Origin of the sequence: Bacteroides sp. CACC 737 (assembly GCF_013874375.1) — a bacterium.
Classification (GTDB): domain Bacteria; phylum Bacteroidota; class Bacteroidia; order Bacteroidales; family Bacteroidaceae; genus Bacteroides; species Bacteroides uniformis.
On sequence record NZ_CP059408.1, the window covers coordinates 749,766 to 771,780 of the forward strand.

At 47.9% G+C, this 22,015-nt stretch carries 18 protein-coding genes; 14 read left to right on the forward strand and 4 right to left on the reverse strand.

Going from position 1 to position 22,015, the window contains the following annotated elements:
• Nucleotides 1–172: 172 nt before the first annotated feature.
• From H1A11_RS03250 to H1A11_RS03260, 3 genes are all read left to right on the forward strand, one after another.
• A complete protein-coding gene (locus H1A11_RS03250) occupies nt 173–1,660 on the forward strand; it encodes a TolC family protein (RefSeq protein ID WP_005826781.1) in 1,488 nt (495 codons plus the stop codon).
• A 142-nt stretch (nt 1,661–1,802) separates the two neighbouring features.
• Nucleotides 1,803–3,164, forward strand: a complete 1,362-nt coding sequence (locus H1A11_RS03255; protein WP_181757715.1) for a sigma-54 dependent transcriptional regulator — start codon at nt 1,803–1,805, stop codon at nt 3,162–3,164.
• Nucleotides 3,155–4,468, forward strand: a complete 1,314-nt coding sequence (locus H1A11_RS03260) for a PAS domain-containing sensor histidine kinase (RefSeq protein ID WP_181757716.1) — start codon at nt 3,155–3,157, stop codon at nt 4,466–4,468. Before H1A11_RS03255 ends, H1A11_RS03260 begins: the two co-directional genes overlap by 10 nt.
• Before the next feature lie 33 nt (nt 4,469–4,501).
• On the opposite strand, the gene aspD is transcribed toward H1A11_RS03260, so the two are convergent.
• Both aspD and aspT read right to left on the reverse strand, forming a co-directional pair.
• Nucleotides 4,502–6,136: an aspartate 4-decarboxylase gene (aspD, locus tag H1A11_RS03265; protein ID WP_181757717.1), complete on the reverse strand. Its 1,635-nt coding sequence runs from the start codon at nt 6,134–6,136 to the stop codon at nt 4,502–4,504.
• A 276-nt stretch (nt 6,137–6,412) separates the two neighbouring features.
• Nucleotides 6,413–8,107, reverse strand: coding sequence for an aspartate-alanine antiporter (gene aspT, locus H1A11_RS03270; RefSeq protein ID WP_009036794.1), 1,695 nt, complete (start codon nt 8,105–8,107; stop codon nt 6,413–6,415).
• Between the two features lie 188 nt (nt 8,108–8,295).
• On the opposite strand from aspT, the gene H1A11_RS03275 reads away from it, so the two are divergent.
• The 7 genes from H1A11_RS03275 (at nt 8,296) to H1A11_RS03305 (ending at nt 16,107) form a co-directional block, all read left to right on the forward strand.
• The gene (locus tag H1A11_RS03275; protein ID WP_181757718.1) at nt 8,296–10,833 is read left to right on the forward strand and encodes a DUF5686 and carboxypeptidase-like regulatory domain-containing protein; all 2,538 of its coding nucleotides are present in this window, start codon (nt 8,296–8,298) and stop codon (nt 10,831–10,833) included.
• A 107-nt stretch (nt 10,834–10,940) separates the two neighbouring features.
• Nucleotides 10,941–12,230 (forward strand): inositol-3-phosphate synthase, encoded by a 1,290-nt coding sequence (locus H1A11_RS03280; RefSeq protein ID WP_117965522.1) that lies wholly within the window; start codon nt 10,941–10,943, stop codon nt 12,228–12,230.
• 138 nt (nt 12,231–12,368) lie between these two features.
• Nucleotides 12,369–12,842: a phosphatidylglycerophosphatase A gene (locus H1A11_RS03285; protein ID WP_138344839.1), complete on the forward strand. Its 474-nt coding sequence runs from the start codon at nt 12,369–12,371 to the stop codon at nt 12,840–12,842.
• Nucleotides 12,827–13,354, forward strand: a complete 528-nt coding sequence (locus H1A11_RS03290; protein ID WP_181757719.1) for a GtrA family protein — start codon at nt 12,827–12,829, stop codon at nt 13,352–13,354. The genes H1A11_RS03285 and H1A11_RS03290 overlap by 16 nt, the downstream gene beginning before the upstream one ends.
• Nucleotides 13,344–13,997, forward strand: a complete 654-nt coding sequence (locus H1A11_RS03295; RefSeq protein ID WP_005826758.1) for a CDP-alcohol phosphatidyltransferase family protein — start codon at nt 13,344–13,346, stop codon at nt 13,995–13,997. The genes H1A11_RS03290 and H1A11_RS03295 overlap by 11 nt, the downstream gene beginning before the upstream one ends.
• Complete coding sequence (locus tag H1A11_RS03300; RefSeq protein ID WP_009036795.1) at nt 13,994–14,926, forward strand: phosphatase PAP2 family protein; 933 nt, start codon at nt 13,994–13,996, stop codon at nt 14,924–14,926. The genes H1A11_RS03295 and H1A11_RS03300 overlap by 4 nt, the downstream gene beginning before the upstream one ends.
• 8 nt (nt 14,927–14,934) lie before the next feature.
• Complete coding sequence (locus H1A11_RS03305; RefSeq protein ID WP_181757720.1) at nt 14,935–16,107, forward strand: iron-containing alcohol dehydrogenase; 1,173 nt, start codon at nt 14,935–14,937, stop codon at nt 16,105–16,107.
• Between the two features lie 80 nt (nt 16,108–16,187).
• On the opposite strand, the gene H1A11_RS03310 is transcribed toward H1A11_RS03305, so the two are convergent.
• Entirely contained in the window at nt 16,188–17,762 is a 1,575-nt protein-coding gene (locus tag H1A11_RS03310) for an Rne/Rng family ribonuclease (protein WP_005826752.1), read from the reverse strand.
• A gap of 235 nt (nt 17,763–17,997) precedes the next feature.
• Entirely contained in the window at nt 17,998–18,273 is a 276-nt protein-coding gene (locus tag H1A11_RS03315) for an HU family DNA-binding protein (RefSeq protein ID WP_005826750.1), read from the reverse strand.
• 157 nt (nt 18,274–18,430) lie between these two features.
• Here H1A11_RS03315 and mutY point away from each other — a divergent pair, with 157 nt between their 5' ends.
• From mutY to H1A11_RS03335, 4 genes are all read left to right on the forward strand, one after another.
• Nucleotides 18,431–19,471 carry an A/G-specific adenine glycosylase gene (gene mutY, locus H1A11_RS03320; protein ID WP_117867022.1) on the forward strand — a complete coding sequence of 347 codons (1,041 nt, stop codon included), beginning with the start codon at nt 18,431–18,433 and terminating at the stop codon, nt 19,469–19,471.
• A gap of 72 nt (nt 19,472–19,543) precedes the next feature.
• Nucleotides 19,544–20,002, forward strand: a complete 459-nt coding sequence (locus tag H1A11_RS03325) for a single-stranded DNA-binding protein (protein WP_117867008.1) — start codon at nt 19,544–19,546, stop codon at nt 20,000–20,002.
• 23 nt (nt 20,003–20,025) lie between these two features.
• Nucleotides 20,026–21,372 (forward strand): gliding motility-associated protein GldE, encoded by a 1,347-nt coding sequence (gene gldE, locus H1A11_RS03330; RefSeq protein ID WP_117962591.1) that lies wholly within the window; start codon nt 20,026–20,028, stop codon nt 21,370–21,372.
• A 10-nt stretch (nt 21,373–21,382) separates the two neighbouring features.
• Complete coding sequence (locus H1A11_RS03335) at nt 21,383–22,012, forward strand: 4'-phosphopantetheinyl transferase superfamily protein (RefSeq protein WP_117962593.1); 630 nt, start codon at nt 21,383–21,385, stop codon at nt 22,010–22,012.
• Nucleotides 22,013–22,015 lie beyond the last annotated feature (3 nt).

Consider the following 22,015-nt stretch of genomic DNA (forward strand, 5'->3'; position numbering starts at 1 on the left):
AACTTTAGAAGGATTTTTTCAGACTTTAGATAGAGACCGGTTGTTTTCCTGATATCGTCCGCTAACGGACATCCCCACTGTCCGAAAATGAACACTTACCCCTCTATGAAACCTTTCCGGCCACTTGGCACACTCTTTGCTTTTCTGTTTGCGACAATTTTAAAGATTGAACATGAAAAAGAATATTTTACTTGCAGTTTGTTTTTTGATGCCGTTGGCAACCATGGCGCAGAATGATACTTTGGGACATGAACGCAATATTACGCTGTCGGAGGCCATTGTACTGGCCCGTACGCAGTCTGTGGATGCTGCTGTGGCATTGAATGAATTGAAAACCGCGTATTGGGAATACCGTACATTCCGTGCGGACTTGTTGCCGGAAGTGAATTTTACCGGTACACTGCCCAACTATAACAAGTCCTACAGTACCTACCAGAATTCCGACGGCTCCTATAGCTTTGTCCGCAACAATACACTGGGGCTGTCCGGCCAGCTTTCGGTAGACCAGAACATTTGGTTTACGGGGGGTAAGCTGTCACTGACTTCTTCGCTGGATTATCTCAAACAACTGGGTTCCGGAGGAGCGAAGCAGTTCATGTCAGTCCCCGTGAGTTTGGAGTTGACGCAACCGGTCTTCGGAGTGAATACCTTGAAGTGGAACCGCCGTATAGAGCCCGTACGCTATGCCGAGGCAAAGGCCGAGTTCATTTCAGCTACGGAAGAGGTGACGATGAAAACCATCACTTATTTCTTTGAGTTGCTGCTGGCCAAAGAATCGCTCGCTACCGCCATGCAGAACAAGACGAATGCCGACCGCCTTTATGAAGTGGCCATAGCCAAACGTAAGATGGGACAGATATCCGAGAATGATTTGCTGCAGCTTAAACTGAATTCATTGCAGGGTAAGGCGGACGTGACTGAGGCAGAGAGCAACCTGAATGCAAAAATGTTCCAGCTCCGTTCTTTCCTCGGGGTGTCCGAGCAGGAAAGCTTGAACCCGGTGTTGCCCGCCACTGTTCCCGATATAAAGATGGAGTATGACCGTGTGCTGAACAAGGCACTGGAACGCAACTCCTTTGCACAGAACATCCGCCGCCGCCAGCTCGAAGCTGATTATGAAGTGGCAACGGCACGCGGAAACCTGCGCAGCATCGACCTCTTTGCCAGTGTGGGCTATACGGGGCAGAACCATGAATTCTCTTCAGCCTACCGGGATTTGCTTGACAATCAGATTGTGCAGGTGGGCGTCAAGATTCCTATCCTTGACTGGGGCAAGCGCCGTGGTAAGGTAAGGGTGGCAAAGAGCAACCGTGAAGTGGTCTTGTCCAGAATCCGTCAGGAACAGATGGACTTTAACCAGGACATCTTTTTGCTGGTGGCTAACTTCAACAACCAGGCGCAACAGCTGGACATAGCCGAAGAGGCGGATGTCATTGCTGAGAAGCGTTACAAGACCAGTGTAGAGACCTTTATGATAGGTAAAATCAGCACACTGGACCTGAATGATGCACAGAACTCTAAAGACGAAGCCCGTCAAAAGCATATTTCAGAGCTGTATTACTATTGGTATTACTTCTATCAGCTTCGCAGCTTGACCCTTTGGGATTTTGAACGCGATACGGAATTGGAAGCTGATTTTGAAGAGGTGGTAAGAGGATAAGCCGACGGGTTGCAAGTGATAAGTTATGAGTTATTCGCCGGTAAAAGTGCCGTATATGCGATATTATTGGTAAATAACTTATAACTTATCATTCATAACTCTGCTTTTTTACTTATTTTTGTGGAAAATAAACTGCAATTTTATGATACTGATAATAGATGACGATAGTGCTGTGCGCTCTTCCCTCAGCTTTATGCTGAAGCGTGCCGGATATGAGGTGAAAACGGCTCCAAGTCCTCGCGAAGCTATGGACATAGTGAGGGCCGAAGCTCCCGCTTTGATTTTGATGGATATGAACTTCACTCTTTCCACTACCGGAGAAGAGGGACTCACCTTATTGAAGCAGGTAAAGGTGTTCCGTCCCGATGTGCCCGTTATTTTGATGACGGCATGGGGAAGTATCCAGCTTGCCGTGCAGGGGATGCAGGCCGGCGCATTCGATTTCATAACCAAGCCTTGGAACAATGCTGCTCTTTTGCAGCGCATCGAGACGGCCCTTGAGCTTACGGCCGCCCCGAAAGAGGTGCCGGAAGAACAGACTACCGCATTGAATCGCAGCCATATTATAGGTAAGTCCAAAGGGCTGATGGAAGTGTTGAACACAGTGGCCCGCATAGCCCGTACCAATGCTTCGGTGCTGATTACGGGCGAAAGCGGAACGGGCAAGGAGCTGATTGCCGAAGCCATCCATATCAACAGCCAACGTGTGAAGCAGCCTTTTGTCAAGGTGAATCTCGGCGGCATCTCGCAGAGCTTGTTCGAGAGTGAGATGTTCGGCCATAAGAAAGGGGCGTTTACCGATGCCAGCGCTGACCGTATAGGGCGTTTCGAAATGGCAAACAAGGGAACCATCTTCCTCGACGAGATTGGTGACCTCGACCCTTCCTGCCAGGTGAAACTGCTGCGTGTGCTTCAGGACCAGACATTCGAAGTGCTGGGCGATAGCCGTCCCCGCAAAGTCGATGTACGCGTCGTGTCCGCTACTAATGCAGACCTCCGTAAGATGGTGTCCGAACGTACTTTCCGCGAAGATCTTTTTTACCGTATCAACCTGATTACCGTAAAACTGCCTTCTTTGCGGGAGCGCCGTGAAGATATTCCTTTGCTGGCACGTCACTTTGCCGACCGTCAGGCAGAGGTGAACGGCTTGCCGCGTACGGATTTCTCGGCCGACGCTCTGAATTTCCTTTCCCGCCTGCCTTATCCGGGCAACATTCGTGAGTTGAAGAATCTGGTGGAGCGTACCATTCTGGTCAGCGGCAAGCCGGTGCTGGATGCTGCGGATTTCGATGCCCAATATCTGCGTCACGACGAACCGGCCAAAGCTGCCGAAGGTAGTTCTTTTGCAGGTATGACCTTGGATGAAATAGAGCGGCAGACTATCTTGCAGGCGTTGGAACAGCATAAAGGGAATCTCAGTCAAGTGGCAGTGTCATTAGGCATCAGCCGCGCTGCGCTTTACAGACGTTTAGAAAAATATAATATTCAAGTCCCGTGCGCATAAAATTCTTTTTCTTCATACTTGTCCTTTTTCTGCTCGGTCTGGGTGGAATGCTGGTATATTTGCTGAGTGGGAAGCCGCTTTTGTATCTGTACGTATTGGAGGGGATCATCGGGTTTATCCTTATCTATCTGATAGTATTCTATAATAAGATAGTGAAGCCGATGAACACCATAGGCAGCGGTATGGAGTTGCTGCGCGAGCAGGATTTCAGTAGTCGTCTCAGCCGGGTAGGGCAGTACGAAGCAGACCGCATTGTGAATATCTTTAACCGAATGATGGAGCAGCTCAAGAATGAACGGTTGCGCATGCGCGAGCAGAATCACTTCTTGGATTTGTTGATTCAGGCATCTCCAATGGGGGTTGTTATCCTGACAATGGACGATGAAGTGTCGCAACTGAATCCGATGGCGGTAAAGATGCTCGGTGTCCGTATGGAGGAGGCGATGGCAAAGCGGCTGGACCAGATGGACTCCCCGTTGGCTGCCGAACTTTCGTCCATTCCCAAAGACGAGACGGCAGTGGTCCGTCTCAATGACGCGAATATTTATAAATGCACCCATTCTTCTTTTATTGACAGAGGGTTCAAACATCCTTTTTTCTTGATAGAGCGTATGACGGAAGAAGTGATGCGTGCCGAGAAGCGTGCCTATGAAAAGGTAATCCGCATGATAGCTCATGAAGTGAACAATACCACTGCGGGCATCACTTCCACACTCGATACAGTGGAGCAGGCACTTTCTACAGAAGATGATATGGAGGACATCTGCGACGTGATGCGCGTCTGTACGGAGCGTTGTTTCTCGATGAGCCGTTTCATTACCCGTTTTGCAGATGTGGTAAAGATACCTGAACCTACCCTGGTGCCCGTCCAACTGAATGAGTTGGTGTCCATGTGCAAGCGTTTTATGGAAGGAATGTGCAATGACCGCAATATAGAGCTACGTCTGGAATGCGACCCGGAGGTGGGAATGGTGCGTATGGATGCTTCTCTTTTTGAGCAGGTGCTTGTGAATATCATCAAGAATGCCGCCGAAAGTATAGAGGGGGACGCCGGAGAAAACGGACAGCAAGGTGAGATAATAGTAAGGACCACTGCCCCCGCTTCTGTCGAAGTCGTTGACAATGGTCCGGGGATAAGTAAAGAGACCGAAGCTAAACTCTTCAGTCCCTTCTTTTCCACCAAGCCGAACGGGCAGGGAATTGGCCTGGTGTTTATCCGGGAAGTTTTGAGCCGTCATGGTTGCACGTTCTCCCTACGTACCTACAACGATGGATTGACCCGCTTCCGTATACTATTTAATTGAAATTTGAAAGTTTTACCTTTCACCTTTCAATTTTCAATTTTTACCTTTCGCCTTTCCATTTTTAAAGAATTCTTTTGCATACTCCTCCAGTATCTTTTTAATGCCTCGGCCGATGGTCGCATAGTCTTTCTCGTCCAGATTGGCGAGTGAGGCGCGCACGCTCCATTCGGGGCCGTCAAAACCACCGCCGTTCAGCAGCACCAGAGAGGTTTCTTTGGCAAGGCGGAAGACTACGTTCAGCGGGCTGTAGGTGCGTTTCAGATATTCTACAAAGTCGTCCCCATAGAACTTCTTTGCCCAAACCAGCATGTCGATTTCTGTATAATAACCTACGCGCAACGGGTCTTCCGTCAGCGTGAAACCGGTATTCTCCCAAAGGGCATGCAATCGGCGGTGGATAATCTCCTGCATCTTTTGCTTGTATTTGTTTTCCTTGTCCAGCAGGGCAAAGGCGGCGAAAAGGCCCATCTGCATCTGTTGTGGCAATGACAGTCCGGCGGTATGGTTCAGTGCCACCTGACGGCTGTCGGCAACCATACGGTCGATAAACTTCAGTTTTTCAGGTTCCAGAGTGAGGGTGGAGTAGCGGTGGTGCAGAATCTCCCGTTTCTCTTTCGGCAGTTTGGCTATCAGCTTGTCGAACAGGTTGAATTCGTGCAGGGTAATGACCGCATTGCGCCATCCGGTGGCACCGAAGTATTTGGAGAATGAATAGACGCAAAGCGTATTGTAGGGAATTTCTGCCATGAACGAACGGAAATGTGGACTGAATGTACCGTATACGTCGTCTGTAATAATCATCAGATTAGGGTTGTCATTCCTGACGATGCTCACGATGCGCGCCATTGTATCCGGACTGAGTGTGTAGCTGGGCGGATTACTGGGATTGGTGACAAAGAGGGCCTTGATTTTAGGGCTTTTCAAGCGGTCTATGTCTTCGTCGCTGTACTGCCAGAGGTGCATCCCTTCGTTATTCATGCGGTTGGCATGTATTTTGGTCACTCGAAACTGGTAGCGGCTGAGTTGTGGGATTTCAATATAGGGGGTAAAGGCAGGAACCATGAGGACGATGCCGTCCCCTTTGTTCAGCAGGAAGTTTTCCTGCAGGGAGTCGAAGATGTAGCACATGGCGGCTGTTCCACCTTCGGTGGCAAACAGGTCATAGGCACCCCGGGGAGGACGGTTGTCGCACATCTCTTGCGAAAGGTAATCTTGCACAAGGATTTCCGTAAAATGAAGGATGCGGTCGGGCACGGGATACTGGTCGCCTACAATGCTTTCGGCCCATTCGTGTACAAGGCTGTCGGGGTCGGCGGCATGCTGCATCAGCAGGTAGTTGTAGGTTTGTTCCAGCAATTTGACGCCCGGTACGTTATTGTTCTTTTTCAGGAAGGCTTCGAAGCGAGAGGCAATGCCTTTTTTTTCGGGGATGCCTGCAATTCCCTCGGGCAAATCCATGATGCGGCGGCACTCTTCCAGGCCGAAGCTTCCCAATAGGAAGAAGGCTTCGCGTGGAGCGGTTGCAATCCAGTTGGGGTTGCCGCGCCCTGCGTTCAGCATGGTACGGGCGGTTTTCTTCAGACTCTCGTCTGCCATGTCTATTAGGCGGTTCTTCAGTTCGAAAGGACTGATAGATTCCATTTTCTTTTCTAAAAGTTTTGTATCCATAAGCTCAAGTTTAGGTTCGTTATTTATTGTTTTCAGTCATTCGGTGAATAATCTCTGTTCATGCGGTATACTATTTCTTTCCTTGCTTGAAATTAATCGTCCGATATATGTTTCCTTTTCGTCCGACAGTTGTTGAATCATCGTCCGACAGCTGTTGAATTATCGTCCGACAGCTGTCGGACGAATAGCTATTAGTGAATGGGTATATAGTCGCTTGCATTTCCGGCAATAATTCTTTGAATGATTTGGATTAGTAAGTATTGGCACAGAATCGTCTTATATTAGCAAAACGATGACTACACCCCATATTATTAATAAGGTATTGCCCACGGCATAGGTCACGGTGTATCCCAGAGCAGGTGTCTCACTCTCAACGGCATCCTGCACCGCGCCTAAAGCGGCCGTAGTGGTACGTGCCCCTGCGCAGACGCCCAAAGCCAGTGCCGGATGGAACTTGAAAACATACCTTGCCAGCAGCAAGCCGATAATCAGCGGCAGGGCGGTGGCGGCTGCTCCCACCAGAAACAGACTGATACCTACGTCGTGGAAGCCCTGCACGAAACTGGGACCTGCCGAAATGCCCACTACCGCAATGAACATGTTCAGACCGACATTGTTCAACACCCATTGCGAAGGTTCGGGAATGCGCCCGAAGGTGGGGTGCTTACTGCGGAGCCAGCCGAAGAACAAGCCCGCAATCAATGCGCCGCCGCTTGTGCTCAAGCTGATGGGGATGCCGCCGATATGGACGGAAAGTGCTCCGAACAAACCTCCGACAAGGATACCCAGGCCTACGAATATCATATCCGTCTGGTTGGTAGGACGGTCTATATACCCCAGACGTTTGGCTGCTGCTTCCACTTCCTGCCTGGTACCTACCACTTCGATGACGTCGCCGGCATCTACTACCGTTTGTGCCAGTACAGGAATGGATATTCCGGCGCGCTTGATGCTCCGGATACTGACACCGTGCATGAACTTTTCCCTTCGGATAACTGCAACCGTCTTGCCGGCAACCGTCTTGCGTGTGATTGTAACCGGTAACTTTTCGGCAGGAAAATCCAGGAGCTGGGCATCTTGTACTTCCGGCCCTATCCAGCTTTCTTCGCCTATGATGTATTCGCGGCGTCCGCTTAGCACTACTTCGTCTCCCGGCTCTATCTGTATGTTCATGCTGACTTCCACCACAACTCCGGATTTGCGGAGGCGTTCCACAAATAGACGTTTGTCGTGCTGCCGGAAGTAGACTTCCAGGTCAATCACCCGCTTTCCATTCTTGAACCATTCGTTTTCGACCCGGTAGGCACGGAAAGTGACGGGGCGTGCCGCCGGCATGAATCCCGGTTCGTCAGCCAGAGAGCTGCCCATCTTCGCCTCCAGTTCCTTGCAGGCGGCTTTCACCTTTTCCAGCCCGCCCAGCATCTTGGGACCGATGGATGATAGGACCCATGCCGAGCCTGCCGTACCGAAAATGTAGGTGACGGCGTAGGATACGGGAATGATGTTGACGTAACTTTGTCGTTGGGCCTCGTCCAGTCCCATATTGGCCATGGTGTCTTCTGCCACTCCGATGACGGCAGAGATGGTTTGCGAACCGGCCAGCAGTCCGGCAGCTTCACCGGCATTGTAGCCCATCATCAGGGCCAGCAGCCAGGTCACTAACAGTACGGATACACACATCAGTACGGCAAAGCCCACTTGGGGCAATCCGTCCTTTTTCAGTCCGCGGAAGAACTGGGGACCCACTTTATAGCCCACGGCAAAAAGGAAAAGCAGAAAAAATACCGACTTTATCGGACCCGGTACGGCTATGTTCAGTTGCCCTACCAGTACGCCTACAAGCAGTACACTGGTCACTGTGCCCAGCGTAAACTTACCGATACGCAGTTTCCCCAGCCAGAATCCCAGGAATATAGTGAGGAAAATGGCAAGTTCGGGGCGTTCCCTGAGCTGGTTGAAAATCCATTCCATAATCAAGTTGTTTAGGTTATATATTGGTTGTTCCGATGCTTTCTGGAGCGTCGTTTCGCTATACAACGGCTTTTAACGGGAAGTGTTTTATACAAAAGGAGTTTTTTAGAACATTTATTCCGTAAAACCGAACTTTAAGAAAAAGTTTTCTTCCGTACCTTTGCCATCCAAATTAGGTAAAACAAGGTATGAAGTTGTTTTTTAGGGTATTTCTGCTTATCCAGCTGGTTACTCTTCCATTGAGAGCACAATATATGGTGCAAGGCGTTGTCACCGATTCGTTGACGAAGGAGCCATTGCCTTATACGTCAGTTTATCTGAAAGGAACTACGGAGGGAGGGATGACGGACAATAACGGCCGTTTTTCCTTCAAGACCTATCGCCCGGAGGCCACGCTGGTCATTTCGGCCGTGGGATATAATGAATATGTCCGGTTGATTCATCCAGCAAAGTCTTCTAAGTTCAATATTGCCCTTTCGCCAGCCACTTATGCACTGGATGAGGTGGTGGTGAAGCCGAAACGTGAACGGTATAAGAAAAAGGATAATCCCGCAGTGGAGTTTGTACGCAAGATGATAGAGCATCGGGATGACTACTCGCCCGACGAACGCGACTTCTGGAAACGTGACCGCTATGAAAAGATGACTTTTGCCATCAATAACTTCGACAGCCTGAAGCAACAGAAGTGGCTTTACCGTAAGTTCAAGTTTCTGACGGATTATGTCGATACCTCTGCCGTTACCGGCAGGCCGGTATTGGCCATCTCCAACCGTGAGTTGCTTGCCACAGACTATTACCGCAAGTCTCCGCATAGCCGGAAACAGTGGGTCACCGCCCGCAGGCAGGCAGGAGTGGACGAAATGCTTTCCCAGCAGGGTATGGAGCAGGCTATCAGTGTCACCATGACCGATGTGGACCTTTATGAGAACAACATCACCTTGTTCACCAATAAGTTTGTCAGTCCGCTTTCCTCCCTTGGGCCGTCTTTCTACAAATATTATCTGATGGATACGCTTACCGTTGCCGGAAAGCCTTGTGTTGACTTGACATTTGTCCCTTTCAACTCCGAGTCGTTCGGTTTTACGGGACATTTATACGTCATGCTGGACAGTACCTATTTTGTAAAGCGTGCCGTCATGAACTTTCCTCAGAAAATAAATCTGAACTTTGTGGACTACATGAAGATTGAACAGAATTTTGACCGCGCGGAGGACGGTACGAGGCAGTTGCTCAATGAGAGTATCACTACGGAGTTCAAGTTGGTGGACAATAGTGACGGTATTTATGCCAAGCGGGATGTGTATTACAGAAATTATCAGTATGAACCGGATGACAAGGCTCTGCAGGCTTTCCGAAAAGCGGAAAAGGTGATTGAAGAGACATCGGCTTCCGGCTATTCGGAAGCATATTGGGATGCCAACCGCCAGGTGGAGGTCAGCAAGAAAGAGACTTCGGTGGACAAGATGATGGCCCAGTTGCGCAGCTATCCCGTTTATTTCTGGACGGAGAAAGTGTTGAAGGTGCTGTTCACGGGGTATATTCCCGCTCCGAAGGAAAAAGAACCTTTGTTCTATATCGGTATGATGAATACCACTATCAGCGGAAATACACTGGAAGGGGTGCGCTTGCGTGCCGGCGGTATGACGACGGCATGGCTCAATCCGCATTTGTTCGGCAGGGGCTATATGGCATACGGTTTTCGCGACCATCGTGTAAAGGGACTCGCCGAACTGGAATATTCTTTTCATAGGAAGAAGGAATATGCCAATGAATTTCCTATACATTCGTTGAAGCTCCGTTACTTGTCAGACGTCAATCAATATGGACAACACTATCTTTATACCAGTCAGGATAATGTTTTTCTTGCCTTGAAACGTCAGAAGGATGACCGTATCGGTTATCAGCGGAAGGCGGAACTGACCTATACCAATGAGTTCCATTCCGGCTTTTCCGTGCAGATGACGACGCGTCTGCGTAAAGATGAATCATCCCGTCTGATTCCTTTCGTCAAGCAGGACGACCATAATACGTATGTAAAAAGTATTTCGACCAGTGAACTGGAATTGAAGCTGCGCTATGCTCCCAACGAGAAATTCTTCCAGACCCAATGGAACCGTTTCCCCGTTTCGCTGGATGCTCCGGTCTTTTCGCTTACACATACCATGGCTGCCAAAGGGGTACTGGGAGGAGACTATACCTATCACTATACGGAAGCGGGTTTTCAAAAGCGTTTCTGGTTCTCGGCATTCGGTTATACGGACGTTATCCTGAAAGCCGGAAAAGTCTGGAATAAGGTTCCTTTTCCTCTGCTTATCATTCCCAATGCGAACCTGTCCTATACCATACAGCCCGAGTCCTATTCACTGATGAATGCCATGGAATTCATGAACGATGAATACGCTTCCTGGGATGTGACCTATTACTTGAACGGCTGGCTCTTCAACCGTATTCCTTTGTTGAAAAAGTTGAAATGGCGTGAAGTGCTTTCCTGCCGCGGCTTGTATGGGAATTTGAGTGATAAGAATAATCCGGCTTTTCAGCAGGATTTGTTCCGTTTTCCTGCTGGAAGTACCACCATGGGACATACGCCATACGTAGAGGCAGGTGTAGGCATTGAAAATATTTTCAAGGTGTTGCGTGTCGATTATGTATGGCGTCTGACTTACCGAAATTTACCGGATGTAGACAAATCCGGGCTCAGAATCAGTCTACACATGACATTTTAACTTAAATCTTACTAATAGGACATTAAATCGGATAAAATGACTAATCCCAATTGAGTAAAATACCCTAAATTTGAGCAATTTTTTAAACTCTAAATAATACAATGGCAATGAAAGAAAACATTAAGCCGGCAACCGGACGCTTGGGCGTGCTGGTAGTCGGAGTAGGTGGTGCGGTTGCAACCACCATGATTACCGGTACATTAGCTGCTCGCAAGGGCTTGGCAAAAGCTATAGGCTCAATCACACAAATGGCTGCTATGCGCATGCAGGATGGCAAAGAAAAACTTATCAAAGACATAGTGCCTTTGGCTGATTTGAATGATATCGTTTTCGGAGGTTGGGATATTTTCCCGGACAACGCCTACGAAGCTGCTATGTATGCTGAGGTTTTGAAAGAGAAGGACTTGAATCTGGTAAAAGATGAACTGCAAGCCATCAAGCCGATGCCTGCTGCATTCGACCACAATTTCGCAAAACGTTTGAACGGTACGCACATTAAGAAGGCAGCTACCCGCTGGGAAATGACAGAGCAGTTGCGCGAGGATATCCGTAACTTCAAGGCAGCCAATAACTGCGAGCGTATTGTTGTGCTGTGGGCTGCAAGTACCGAAATATATATTCCGCTGTCCAAGGAGCACGAATCTCTCGCTGCTTTGGAACAGGCAATGAAGGAAAACAATACTGAAGTAATCTCTCCGAGTATGTGCTATGCATACGCTGCCATTGCAGAAGGCGCTCCGTTTATTATGGGTGCTCCTAATCTGTGTGTGGATACTCCGGCTATGTGGGAATTCTCCAAGAAAATGAATGTGCCCATTTCCGGTAAGGACTTCAAGAGTGGCCAGACTTTGATGAAGACGGTGCTTGCTCCGATGTTCAAGACCCGTATGTTGGGTGTAAGTGGCTGGTTCTCTACGAATATTCTGGGTAACCGTGACGGCGAGGTACTCGACCAACCGGAGAACTTCAAGACAAAAGAGGTCAGCAAGCTGTCTGTTATCGACAATATCTTCGAGCCGGAGAAATATCCTGACTTGTACGGTGATGTTTATCATAAGGTACGCATCAACTACTATCCTCCCCGTAAGGATAACAAGGAAGCATGGGACAACATCGATATTTTCGGCTGGATGGGCTATCCGATGGAAATCAAGGTCAACTTCTTGTGCCGTGACTCCATTCTTGCTGCTCCCATCGCGCTCGACTTGGTTATTTTCAGTGATTTGGCATTGCGTGCAGGCATGTGCGGCATTCAGACGTGGCTGTCCTTCTTCTGCAAGAGCCCGATGCACGATTTCGAGCATGAGCCGGTACACGATTTGTTCCAGCAATGGCGCATGGTGAAAGAGACTCTCCGCAATATGGTGGGTGAGACAGCACCGAGTTATCTGGACTAAAAAAACAGTGATAAGGTGATAAAAATAAGGTGGTAAGGTGATAGAGTGATAGCACTTTACCACTTTATCACTTTTATTACTTTATTGCATTTATCATTTTACCGTTTTTATCGCATTTATCACCTCATTACTTTTTTGATGAAGAAACCCTCCCTCCTCCCAGTTATTATCGGTACGGGCTTTGGCTCGGGCTTTTCTCCTTTTGCACCCGGCACTGCGGGAGCTTTGCTGGCTACGCTTATCTGGTTCGGGTTGTCTTATCTGGTTTCAAGTGTCTGCCTTTTGTGGCTGACAGTAGCATTGATTTTGGTATTTACGCTTGCCGGTATCTGGGCTGCCAACCGCCTGGAGGCATCTTGGGGCGAAGACCCTTCGCGCGTGGTGGTCGATGAAATGGTCGGCGTGTGGATTGCCTTGCTTGCGGCGCCCGCCGGACATGTATGGTATACATTGGGAGCATTTGTCTTGTTCCGTTTGTTTGATATATTCAAGCCCTTGGGCATCCGCCGTATGGAAAGTCTGCCGGGTGGAATCGGGGTAATGATGGACGATATTCTGTCCGGAGTCTACGGATTTATAATTTTGATTGTGGCAAGATGGATAATCAGTTGAAATCAAATGGCAAAGGTGTGTCGTGGCGCCATTCTGTCTGGATCTTCTTCAAGGCCCAGATTTCTGCGCAATTCGCAAGCTTTGTCGATTTTCTGGTGACTATCCTTCTGGTGAAGGCTTTTGCTGTTTTTTATCTTTATGCCACATTCACGGGTTCCGTAGTAGGAGGCATTGTAAACTGTGCCATTAATTACGGATGGGTGTTCCATGCCGAAGACTGCAAGAAAACGCATGTTGCCGTCAAGTACCTCTTTGTCTGGGGAGGCAGCATTATACTGAATACTTGGGGTACTTTTGCACTGACCGAGTGGCTTACCCGCATGACATGGGTCAATGGATTGTTGGGATATTATATAGACAATGTATTTATTCTGTCAAAGATAATTGTAGCAGTGCTGGTAGCTTTTTTTTGGAACTACCATCTGCAACGTTTTTTCGTTTATCGTAATCACAATATAAAAGGCTTTCTGAAACATTATTTAGAGAACAAAAAAGACGAATATGAATTATAGAGATTGGTTGCAGCAGGTGATATACAAGATTATCAACCCTGTGGTGCATGGTATGATTAGAATTGGCATTACGCCTAACTTTATTACGACTACGGGGCTGGTACTGAATATCGTGGCGGCTGCCTTGTTTGTGTATGCCGGGGTGTACAAAAGTGGTGAACTGGCCTATGTGGGCTGGGGAGGCGGTATTGTGCTCTTTGCCGGGTTGTTTGACATGATGGACGGACGTGTGGCACGCGTGGGTAAAATGAGTTCTACTTTCGGTGCGCTCTACGACTCCGTACTCGACCGTTACAGCGAGCTCGTGACATTGTTCGGCATCTTCTATTACTTGATGCTGCAAGGCTATTTGTGGGGCTCCATCATTACATTCATTGCGCTGATAGGTTCGCTGATGGTGAGTTACGTGCGTGCCCGTGCCGAAGGTTTGGGGCTGGAGTGTAAAGTCGGTTTCATGCAGCGCCCCGAACGCGTTGTGCTGACTGCCCTCGGTGCCATGTTCTGCGGTATCTTTGGTGATTGTACTTTATTCGACCCGATGCTGATACTGATTGTGCCTATGGCAGTGATTGCAATATTGGCGAATTTGACGGCATTTGCCCGCTTGGCGCATTGCTATAAACTACTGAAAGACAAGGAATGAAAAATAGTTTGTTTCCCTCTGTGAGAGAGGCGGTGCTGGTGATTGTCATCACAGCGTTTTTCCTGATTCTGACAGCGGTCTGTATCGGGCTTCGTCCGGAACATTTCCTGATGGCGGGTGTATTTTTGGTATTGTTCTTTGCCGGACAGATAACCCGTAAGTTGGCAGTGGCGCTGTTGCCGTTTTTCATATTCGGCATTTCGTATGACTGGATGCGCGTATATCCCAATTACCAGGTGAATCCCATTGATGTAAAAGGACTTTATGAGGCAGAAAAATCCCTTTTTGGCTTGTCTGTAGACGGTGCTGTCCTTATCCCTTGTGAGTATTTTGCTTTGAACCATTGTCCTGTTGCCGATTTCTTTGCCGGGATATTCTACCTCTGTTGGGTACCGGTTCCCATTGCATTCGGGTTGTGGCTCTATCTGAAGGGTGACCGTAAGGTATATCTTCGTTTTGCGATGGTGTTCCTGCTGGTTAATCTCATCGGTTTTGCCGGCTATTACATCCATCCCGCTGCTCCGCCCTGGTATGCCATGAATTATGGTTTCGAGCCGATACTCGACACTCCGGGCAATGTGGCAGGCTTAGGGCGCTTTGACGAATTGCTGGGATGTTCCATCTTCAACTCCATTTACGGAAGGAATGCCAATGTATTTGCAGCAGTGCCCTCGCTCCATGCCGCCTATATGGTGGTGGCTTTGGCTTACGCGGTTATGGACCGCAGCAAAAAGTGGTTGATAGCGTTGTTTGCGGTGATTATGGTCGGTATCTGGTGGACGGCTGTCTATTCGGGACACCATTATCTGATTGATGTGATGCTGGGCATCTCTTGTGCATTGCTGGGTATTTTTGTTTTTGAGAAAGGACTGATGAAGTGGGGAGCGTTCGGACGCTTCTTTGAAAGATACAGTCGATACATTAAATAAGGTATACAATGAATAATTTTGTTTTTTATAGTCCTACAGAGTTTGTCTTTGGCAAGAATACTGAAGTGCAAGTCGGTGCATTGGCGCGTAAGTATGGTGCACAAAAAGTGATGATAGTATATGGAGGCGGTTCTGTTGTACGGAGTGGTCTGCTGGATAGAGTGAAGCAATCCTTGCAGGAAGCCGGTGTGGCTTATTGCGAAATGGGAGGTGTCCAGCCCAATCCCATTGACGGGAAGGTATACGAAGGTATTCAGCTTTGCTGTCGTGAGCAGGTGGATATGATGCTTCCTGTGGGAGGTGGTTCGGTCATAGATACGGCAAAGGCCATTGCTGCCGGAGCCCTCTATGATGGTGACTTTTGGGATTTCTTTATCGGTCGTGCCAAGGTGGAGAAAGCGTTGAAAGTAGCCGTGGTGCTGACTATCCCGGCTGCCGGAAGCGAAGGTTCGGGCAATACGGTAATTACCAAGACAGAGACACTCCAAAAACTGGGGCTCTGTGCCCCCGAGCATTTGCGTCCCGTATTTTCCATCATGAATCCTGAACTGACCTACACTCTCCCAGCTTATCAGACGGCTTGTGGTATTGCCGACATGATGGCTCACATCATGGAGCGTTATTTCACAAATACACCGGATGTGGAAATCAGCGACCGGCTTTGCGAAGGCACCTTGACAGCTATCATTAAAGAAGCTTACCGGGTGAAACAGCAACCGGACAACTATGCCGCGCGTGCCAACATTATGTGGTGTGGCACTGTGGCGCATAACGGAACTTGTGGGGTAGGGCGTGAGGAAGACTGGGCATCCCATGCACTGGAACATGAAATCAGTGCTATCTATGATGTAGCCCACGGTGCCGGCTTAGCTGTAATCTTCCCTGCCTGGATGGCTTTTATGGCAGAACATAATCCGGCAAAGATAGCCCAGTTTGCCCACCGCGTTTTTGATATACCCAAGTCCGAAGATTTGGAAGAGATGGCTTTGGCTGGTACCGCCCGCCTGAAACACTTTTTCCGTTACATGGGCTTGCCGGTTAGCTTTAAGGAGTTGGGCATCGAGCATCCCGATATAGACCGTATGCTCGTCAGTCTGCAGCGCAATAAAGGCGAACTGCTTGGCAACTACGTGAAGCTGACCATGACTGATTGCAGGGAAATCTATCGTTTGGCTTTATAGCGGAAGGCATGTTTGGGGAGAGCTCCCCCAAAGCAAGAGATAAAAAAGACGGCGAAGATAAATACCCTTCGCCGTCTTTTTTATTTGATTTCGATTTCTTCCTTCATGTCTATCTCTTCCCCTTGCAGGTCGTAGAATACATATTCCAGGAATGCTAATTTCTGGTTTGGAATAATCTTGATACCGAATCCGTACTTCATCTGCCACTTCCGTTTCAGGGAGACGAGTCCCTGATTGACGTAGGCTGCGATGTACGGGTGGATGTGTAACGAGAATTTCTTTATCTTCAATTTGTTGACCAGGTAGTCAATCTTACTCTCTAAGGTGTCCGTAAAGAGGATGGACGATTTGATGGTGCCTTTACCGAAGCAGGTGGGGCAGGTTTCCGTCGTATTTACATCCATAGCCGGGCGTACACGCTGGCGTGTAATCTGCATCAGTCCGAATTTACTGAGCGGCAGGATGTTGTGACGTGCTCTGTCTTTCTGCATGTTGGCACACATACGTTCGTAAAGCTTCTGTCGGTTTTCGGCTTCATTCATGTCGATGAAGTCCACCACGATGATACCACCCATATCCCTTAGTCTGAGCTGGCGTGCCAGTTCGTCGGCTGCACCCAGATTCACTTCCAGTGCGTTGGCCTCCTGCCCGTTGGCATTCTTGGTGCGGTTACCGCTGTTCACGTCTACTACGTGAAGCGCCTCAGTATGCTCAATAATCAGGTAGGCACCACTTTTGTATGAAATGGTCTTGCCGAATGACGACTTGATTTGTTTGGTGATACCAAAATTGTCGTAAATGGGGAGTTGACCTTTGTACAGCTTCACGATTCCTGCCCGTTCAGGGGCGATGAGGGTTACGTAATCCTTGATTTCGTGGTACACAGCCTCGTTGTTCACGTGGATGTTTTCGAAGGAAGGATTGAACAAGTCGCGCAACAGTCCTACGGCACGGCTGGTTTCTTCGTAAATCAGTGTCGGAAATTTGGTGGCCTTCTGTACTTTTGTAATGGCATCTTCCCAATGTTTCAGTAATACTTTAAGCTCTCCGTCGAGTTCGGCAACACGTTTTCCTTCGGCTACGGTGCGGACGATGACGCCGAAGTTTTTCGGCTTGATACTCATCAGCAGTTGCTTGAGGCGTGCGCGCTCTTCGCTCGATTTAATTTTTTGTGATACGGAAACCTTGTCATTGAAGGGAATCAGCACGAGGTATCTTCCGGCAAAGGAAAGTTCGGAAGTCAGTCGCGGCCCTTTGGTAGAGATAGGTTCCTTGACAATTTGCACCACTACTTCTTGTCCCACCTTGAGTGTGTTGGAAACCGTTCCGTCCTTTTCAAGGTCGGGAAGTATGGTTGCTTTGGTAATGGGATTCAGCTTCTTCTTGTCGCTTAAAGTTTGCTTTACGTACTTCTCTAACGAGTTAAATTGAGGACCTAGGTCCAGATAATGAAGAAAAGCATCTTTCTCGTAACCCACGTCCACGAAGCAGGCATTCAGGCCGGGCATCAATTTTTTGACGCGTCCCAAATACATGTTGCCCACCGAGAAGGAGATGTTTCTTCCTTCGCTCTGGAGTTCCACCAGCTGCTTGTCTTCAAGCAGTGCAATGGATACCTCTTTGGGCTGTACGTCTACAACGAGTTCGCTTGTCACAATAATTGGCTTTTAAATGATTCTATTTACTACTTAAACAAAGAACAAACCCGCGAGACATTTTGCTTCACAAGTTTGTTCTTTATTTTGTCCTTCAGACTAAAAATTACTTTTTGCTTTTATGTCTGTTCTTTCTTAGTCTTTTTTTACGCTTGTGCGTAGACATTTTATGTCTTTTTTTCTTCTTTCCGCTTGGCATAGCTTCAAAATTTTTATGGGTTAATACTATTGTTTATTATTTCTTCACTGAGAGGGTGAACGTTTTTGCAGGCTTAAATGCCGGAATGTTATGTTCCGGAATGATTATTGTAGTGTTCTTGGAGATGTTGCGTGCAGTTTTCTGAGCTCTTTTCTTCACTACAAAACTACCAAACCCGCGGAGGTAAACATTTTCATCTTTGGATAAAGATGCCTTTACTGCGTCCATGAATGCTTCAACGGTTGTAAGTACGGTTGTCTTATCAATTCCGGTGTTCTTTGTAATTTCGTTTACAATATCAGCTTTAGTCATTTTTCTTTAAAAAAAATATTATTACTATAGTTTTCCTAATTTTTTGGACTGCAAATATATAGCTTTTCCGTGGCTCTAAAAAATATATTTCGGACAATTTTCTAAAAAAGTCTTGGCATTAAGCTTTGTTAGGCTGAAAATGAAGTATTTTTGCAGCATGAATATTTTTAGCGGAACATTGTTGGATTGGTATGCGGAGAACAAACGCGACCTTCCGTGGCGAAATACCACGGACCCTTATCTGATATGGATTTCTGAAATCATCTTACAACAGACAAGAGTGGCGCAGGGTTATGAGTACTTTTTGCGTTTCATAAAACGCTTCCCGGATGTGGCGTCGCTGGCTGCTGCGTCCGAGGACGAAGTGATGAAATATTGGCAGGGCCTGGGGTACTATTCCCGTGCCCGCAACCTGCATGCCGCAGCCAAAAGCATGAAGGGTACATTTCCAAAAAACTATGCAGAGGTGCGTGCTTTGAAGGGGGTAGGGGATTATACGGCAGCGGCCATCTGTTCTTTTGCCTATGACATGCCTTATGCGGTGGTAGACGGGAATGTATATCGGGTGCTTTCCCGCTATTTCGGCATTGATATTCCCATTGATTCTACCGAAGGGAAAAAAACTTTTACTGCTTTGGCGAGAGAGATGCTCGATAAATCCCGACCGGCAGATTATAACCAAGCGATTATGGACTTCGGAGCCGTGCAGTGTATGCCGCAGTCGCCCAACTGTCTGTTCTGTCCTTTGTCTGGTAGCTGCAGAGCCTTGTTGGAAGGCAAAGTGCAGCAACTGCCCGTGAAGCAGCACAGAACAAAGACTACCAACCGCTATTTTAATTATATATATGTACGTATGGGTGCGCATACTTTGATACATAAGAGGACGGAGAACGATATCTGGAAAAATCTCTTTGAATTGCCTCTAATCGAAACGGAAAAAGATTTATCCGAAGAGGAGTTCCTGGCATGTCCGCAGTTTCATGCACTGTTTGCAGAGGGAGAGGTGCGGATGGTCCGTACACTACTTCGGGGAGTGAAGCATGTATTGTCCCACAGAGTGATTTATACCAATTTCTATGAGGTCACTCTACCCGATAATTCGGGTTCTTTTTCAGGTTACCAGCAGGTTGCGGTCGAAGATTTGGACCGTTATGCGGTGCCTCGGCTGATACATGCTTTCTTGGAGAAATATATATAAAAGTTGTCTGTATTCTTGCATGGTGTGGATATTCTCGTTAATTTTGGCAGCAAATTAATAAAATAGAAGCTTATGTCAGTAAACAAGGTGATATTGTTAGGAAATGTGGGCAGAGACCCGGAAGTGAGATACCTTGACAGTGGGGTGGCGGTAGCTACTTTTTCTTTGGCTACTACAGAAAGAGGATACACTTTGCAGAATGGAACCCAGGTTCCCGACCGCACTGAGTGGCATAATATTGTGCTTTGGCGTGGACTGGCAGAAACTGCCGAAAAATATGTGCATAAAGGAGATAAACTTTACATTGAAGGCAAAATTCGCACTCGCTCGTATGATGACCAGACAGGAGCTAAGCGCTATGTGACTGAAGTTTTTGCAGATACAATGGAAATGTTGACACCTAAAAGTGCATCGGTATCGGGCAATGCGCCGTTTGCGCCGCAAGCCGGAGCGACAGCCCAGCCGCAACAACCGGTACAACCGCAGGCTGCCCCTGCACAAGATAACCCGACGGACGATCTACCGTTCTGATTGTTTAACTAAAACCAAAATCTTTGGACCCAGACGCTTATTTATGCCAGTTGGCAGATGTTTTTAACGGTATATCCGTACAGACTCCTTCTATTTCGGCCATTGTAGCCATTGTGTTGGCAGGTTTGCTTTTGCTCGTTTCCGGCTTTGCATCAGCTTCCGAAATAGCCTTTTTTTCTCTTTCTCCGTCAGACTTAAATGTAATAGCGGAGAGAAAGCATCCTTCGGATGAGAAAATCAGTAATTTGCTGGATAACAGTGAACGTTTGTTGGCGACGATTCTGATTACAAACAACTTCGTGAATGTAACCATAATCATGCTCTGTAACTTCTTTTTTATGAATGTGTTCCAATTTCATTCTCCCATTGCAGAGTTCCTCATTCTGACAGTAGTCCTTACGTTTTTGCTGTTGCTTTTCGGTGAAATCATGCCTAAGATATATTCGGCTCAGAAAACGCTGGTTTTCTGCCGTTTTGCTGCTCCCGGCATCACGTTTTGCCGTTCCGTATTCTATCCGATGGCATCTATGCTGGTACGTTCCACTTCTTTCCTGAACAAGCATGTGGTCCGCAAGAACCATAATATATCGGTCGATGAACTTTCACATGCACTAGAATTGACCGATAAGGCGGAACTTTCGGAGGAGAACAATATTCTGGAAGGTATCATCCGCTTTGGTGGAGAGACAGCCAAGGAGGTTATGACTTCCCGCCTCGATGTGGTGGATCTGGATATTCGTACCCCTTTCAAGGATGTGGTGAAGTGCATTGTAGAGAATGTCTACTCCCGTATTCCCATCTATGCGGATAACCGTGACAATATCAAGGGGGTGCTTTATATCAAGGATTTGCTTCCCCATCTGAACAAAGGGGATAATTTCCGCTGGCAGTCGCTTATCCGGCCCGCCTATTTTGTGCCCGAAACCAAGATGATTGATGATTTGCTGCGCGATTTTCAGGCAAACAAGATTCATATAGCCATTGTGGTCGATGAGTTCGGCGGTACGTCGGGCATTGTCACCATGGAGGACATTATTGAGGAGATTGTGGGCGAAATTCATGACGAATACGATGATGAAGAACGTACATATGCCGTACTGAATGACCACACTTGGGTATTTGAAGCCAAGACCCAGCTGACCGATTTCTATAAAATAACGAAGATAGACGAGGAAACGTTCGATGAGGTGGCAGGGGATGCCGATACGCTTGCCGGACTTCTGCTGGAGCTGAAGGGGGAATTTCCTGCTCTCCATGAAAAGGTGACCTACGGCCGTTATGAGTTTGAGGTGCTGGAGATGGACAACCGCCGTATCCTGAAAGTGAAGTTTACAGTAAATGCCTCAACTCCTCTAATCCCTAATCCTTAATCCTTGCCTCATGCCCCTCTTCTTACAACATACCGCTCTTCCCTGCCGATGGGGAATTTGGAAAACGGAGGAATCTCCGGAGGAATTGCTGGCCATGCTTCCTCATCAGGAAGTATACCGGGAAGGTATGCGGCGTTTCACCGCAGCACACCGCCGTCTGGAGTGGCTGGCTGTCCGTGTATTGCTTTACACGCTGTCGGGAGAAGAGAAAGAGATTGCCTATCATCCCAGTGGGAAACCTTATTTGGCAGATGCTTCCGCCTCTCTCAGTATTTCGCATACGAAAGGTTATGTGGCTGTTGTTTTGGGATTGCCGGGTCGGGAAGTGGGCATTGACATTGAGCAGTATGGTGAACGGGTAAGGAAGGTGGCGCATAAATTCATGCGCGAAGATGAACAGCCATCCGTGTTTCGCGGAACCGACACTTGGTCACTGTTGCTGCACTGGTCGGCCAAGGAGACCATGTTTAAATGCCTGAATGCTTCCGAGGTTGATTTTCGTGGGCACATGCGCATTCTGCCTTTTGCTGTAAATGAAAGCGGCGTATTCTCCGCCGAAGAGTATCGTACGGTGGAGAAACGCCGGTTCACTATTCATTATTATTTGTTTCCGGATTTTGTCTTGACATTGAGTCTGTAAATT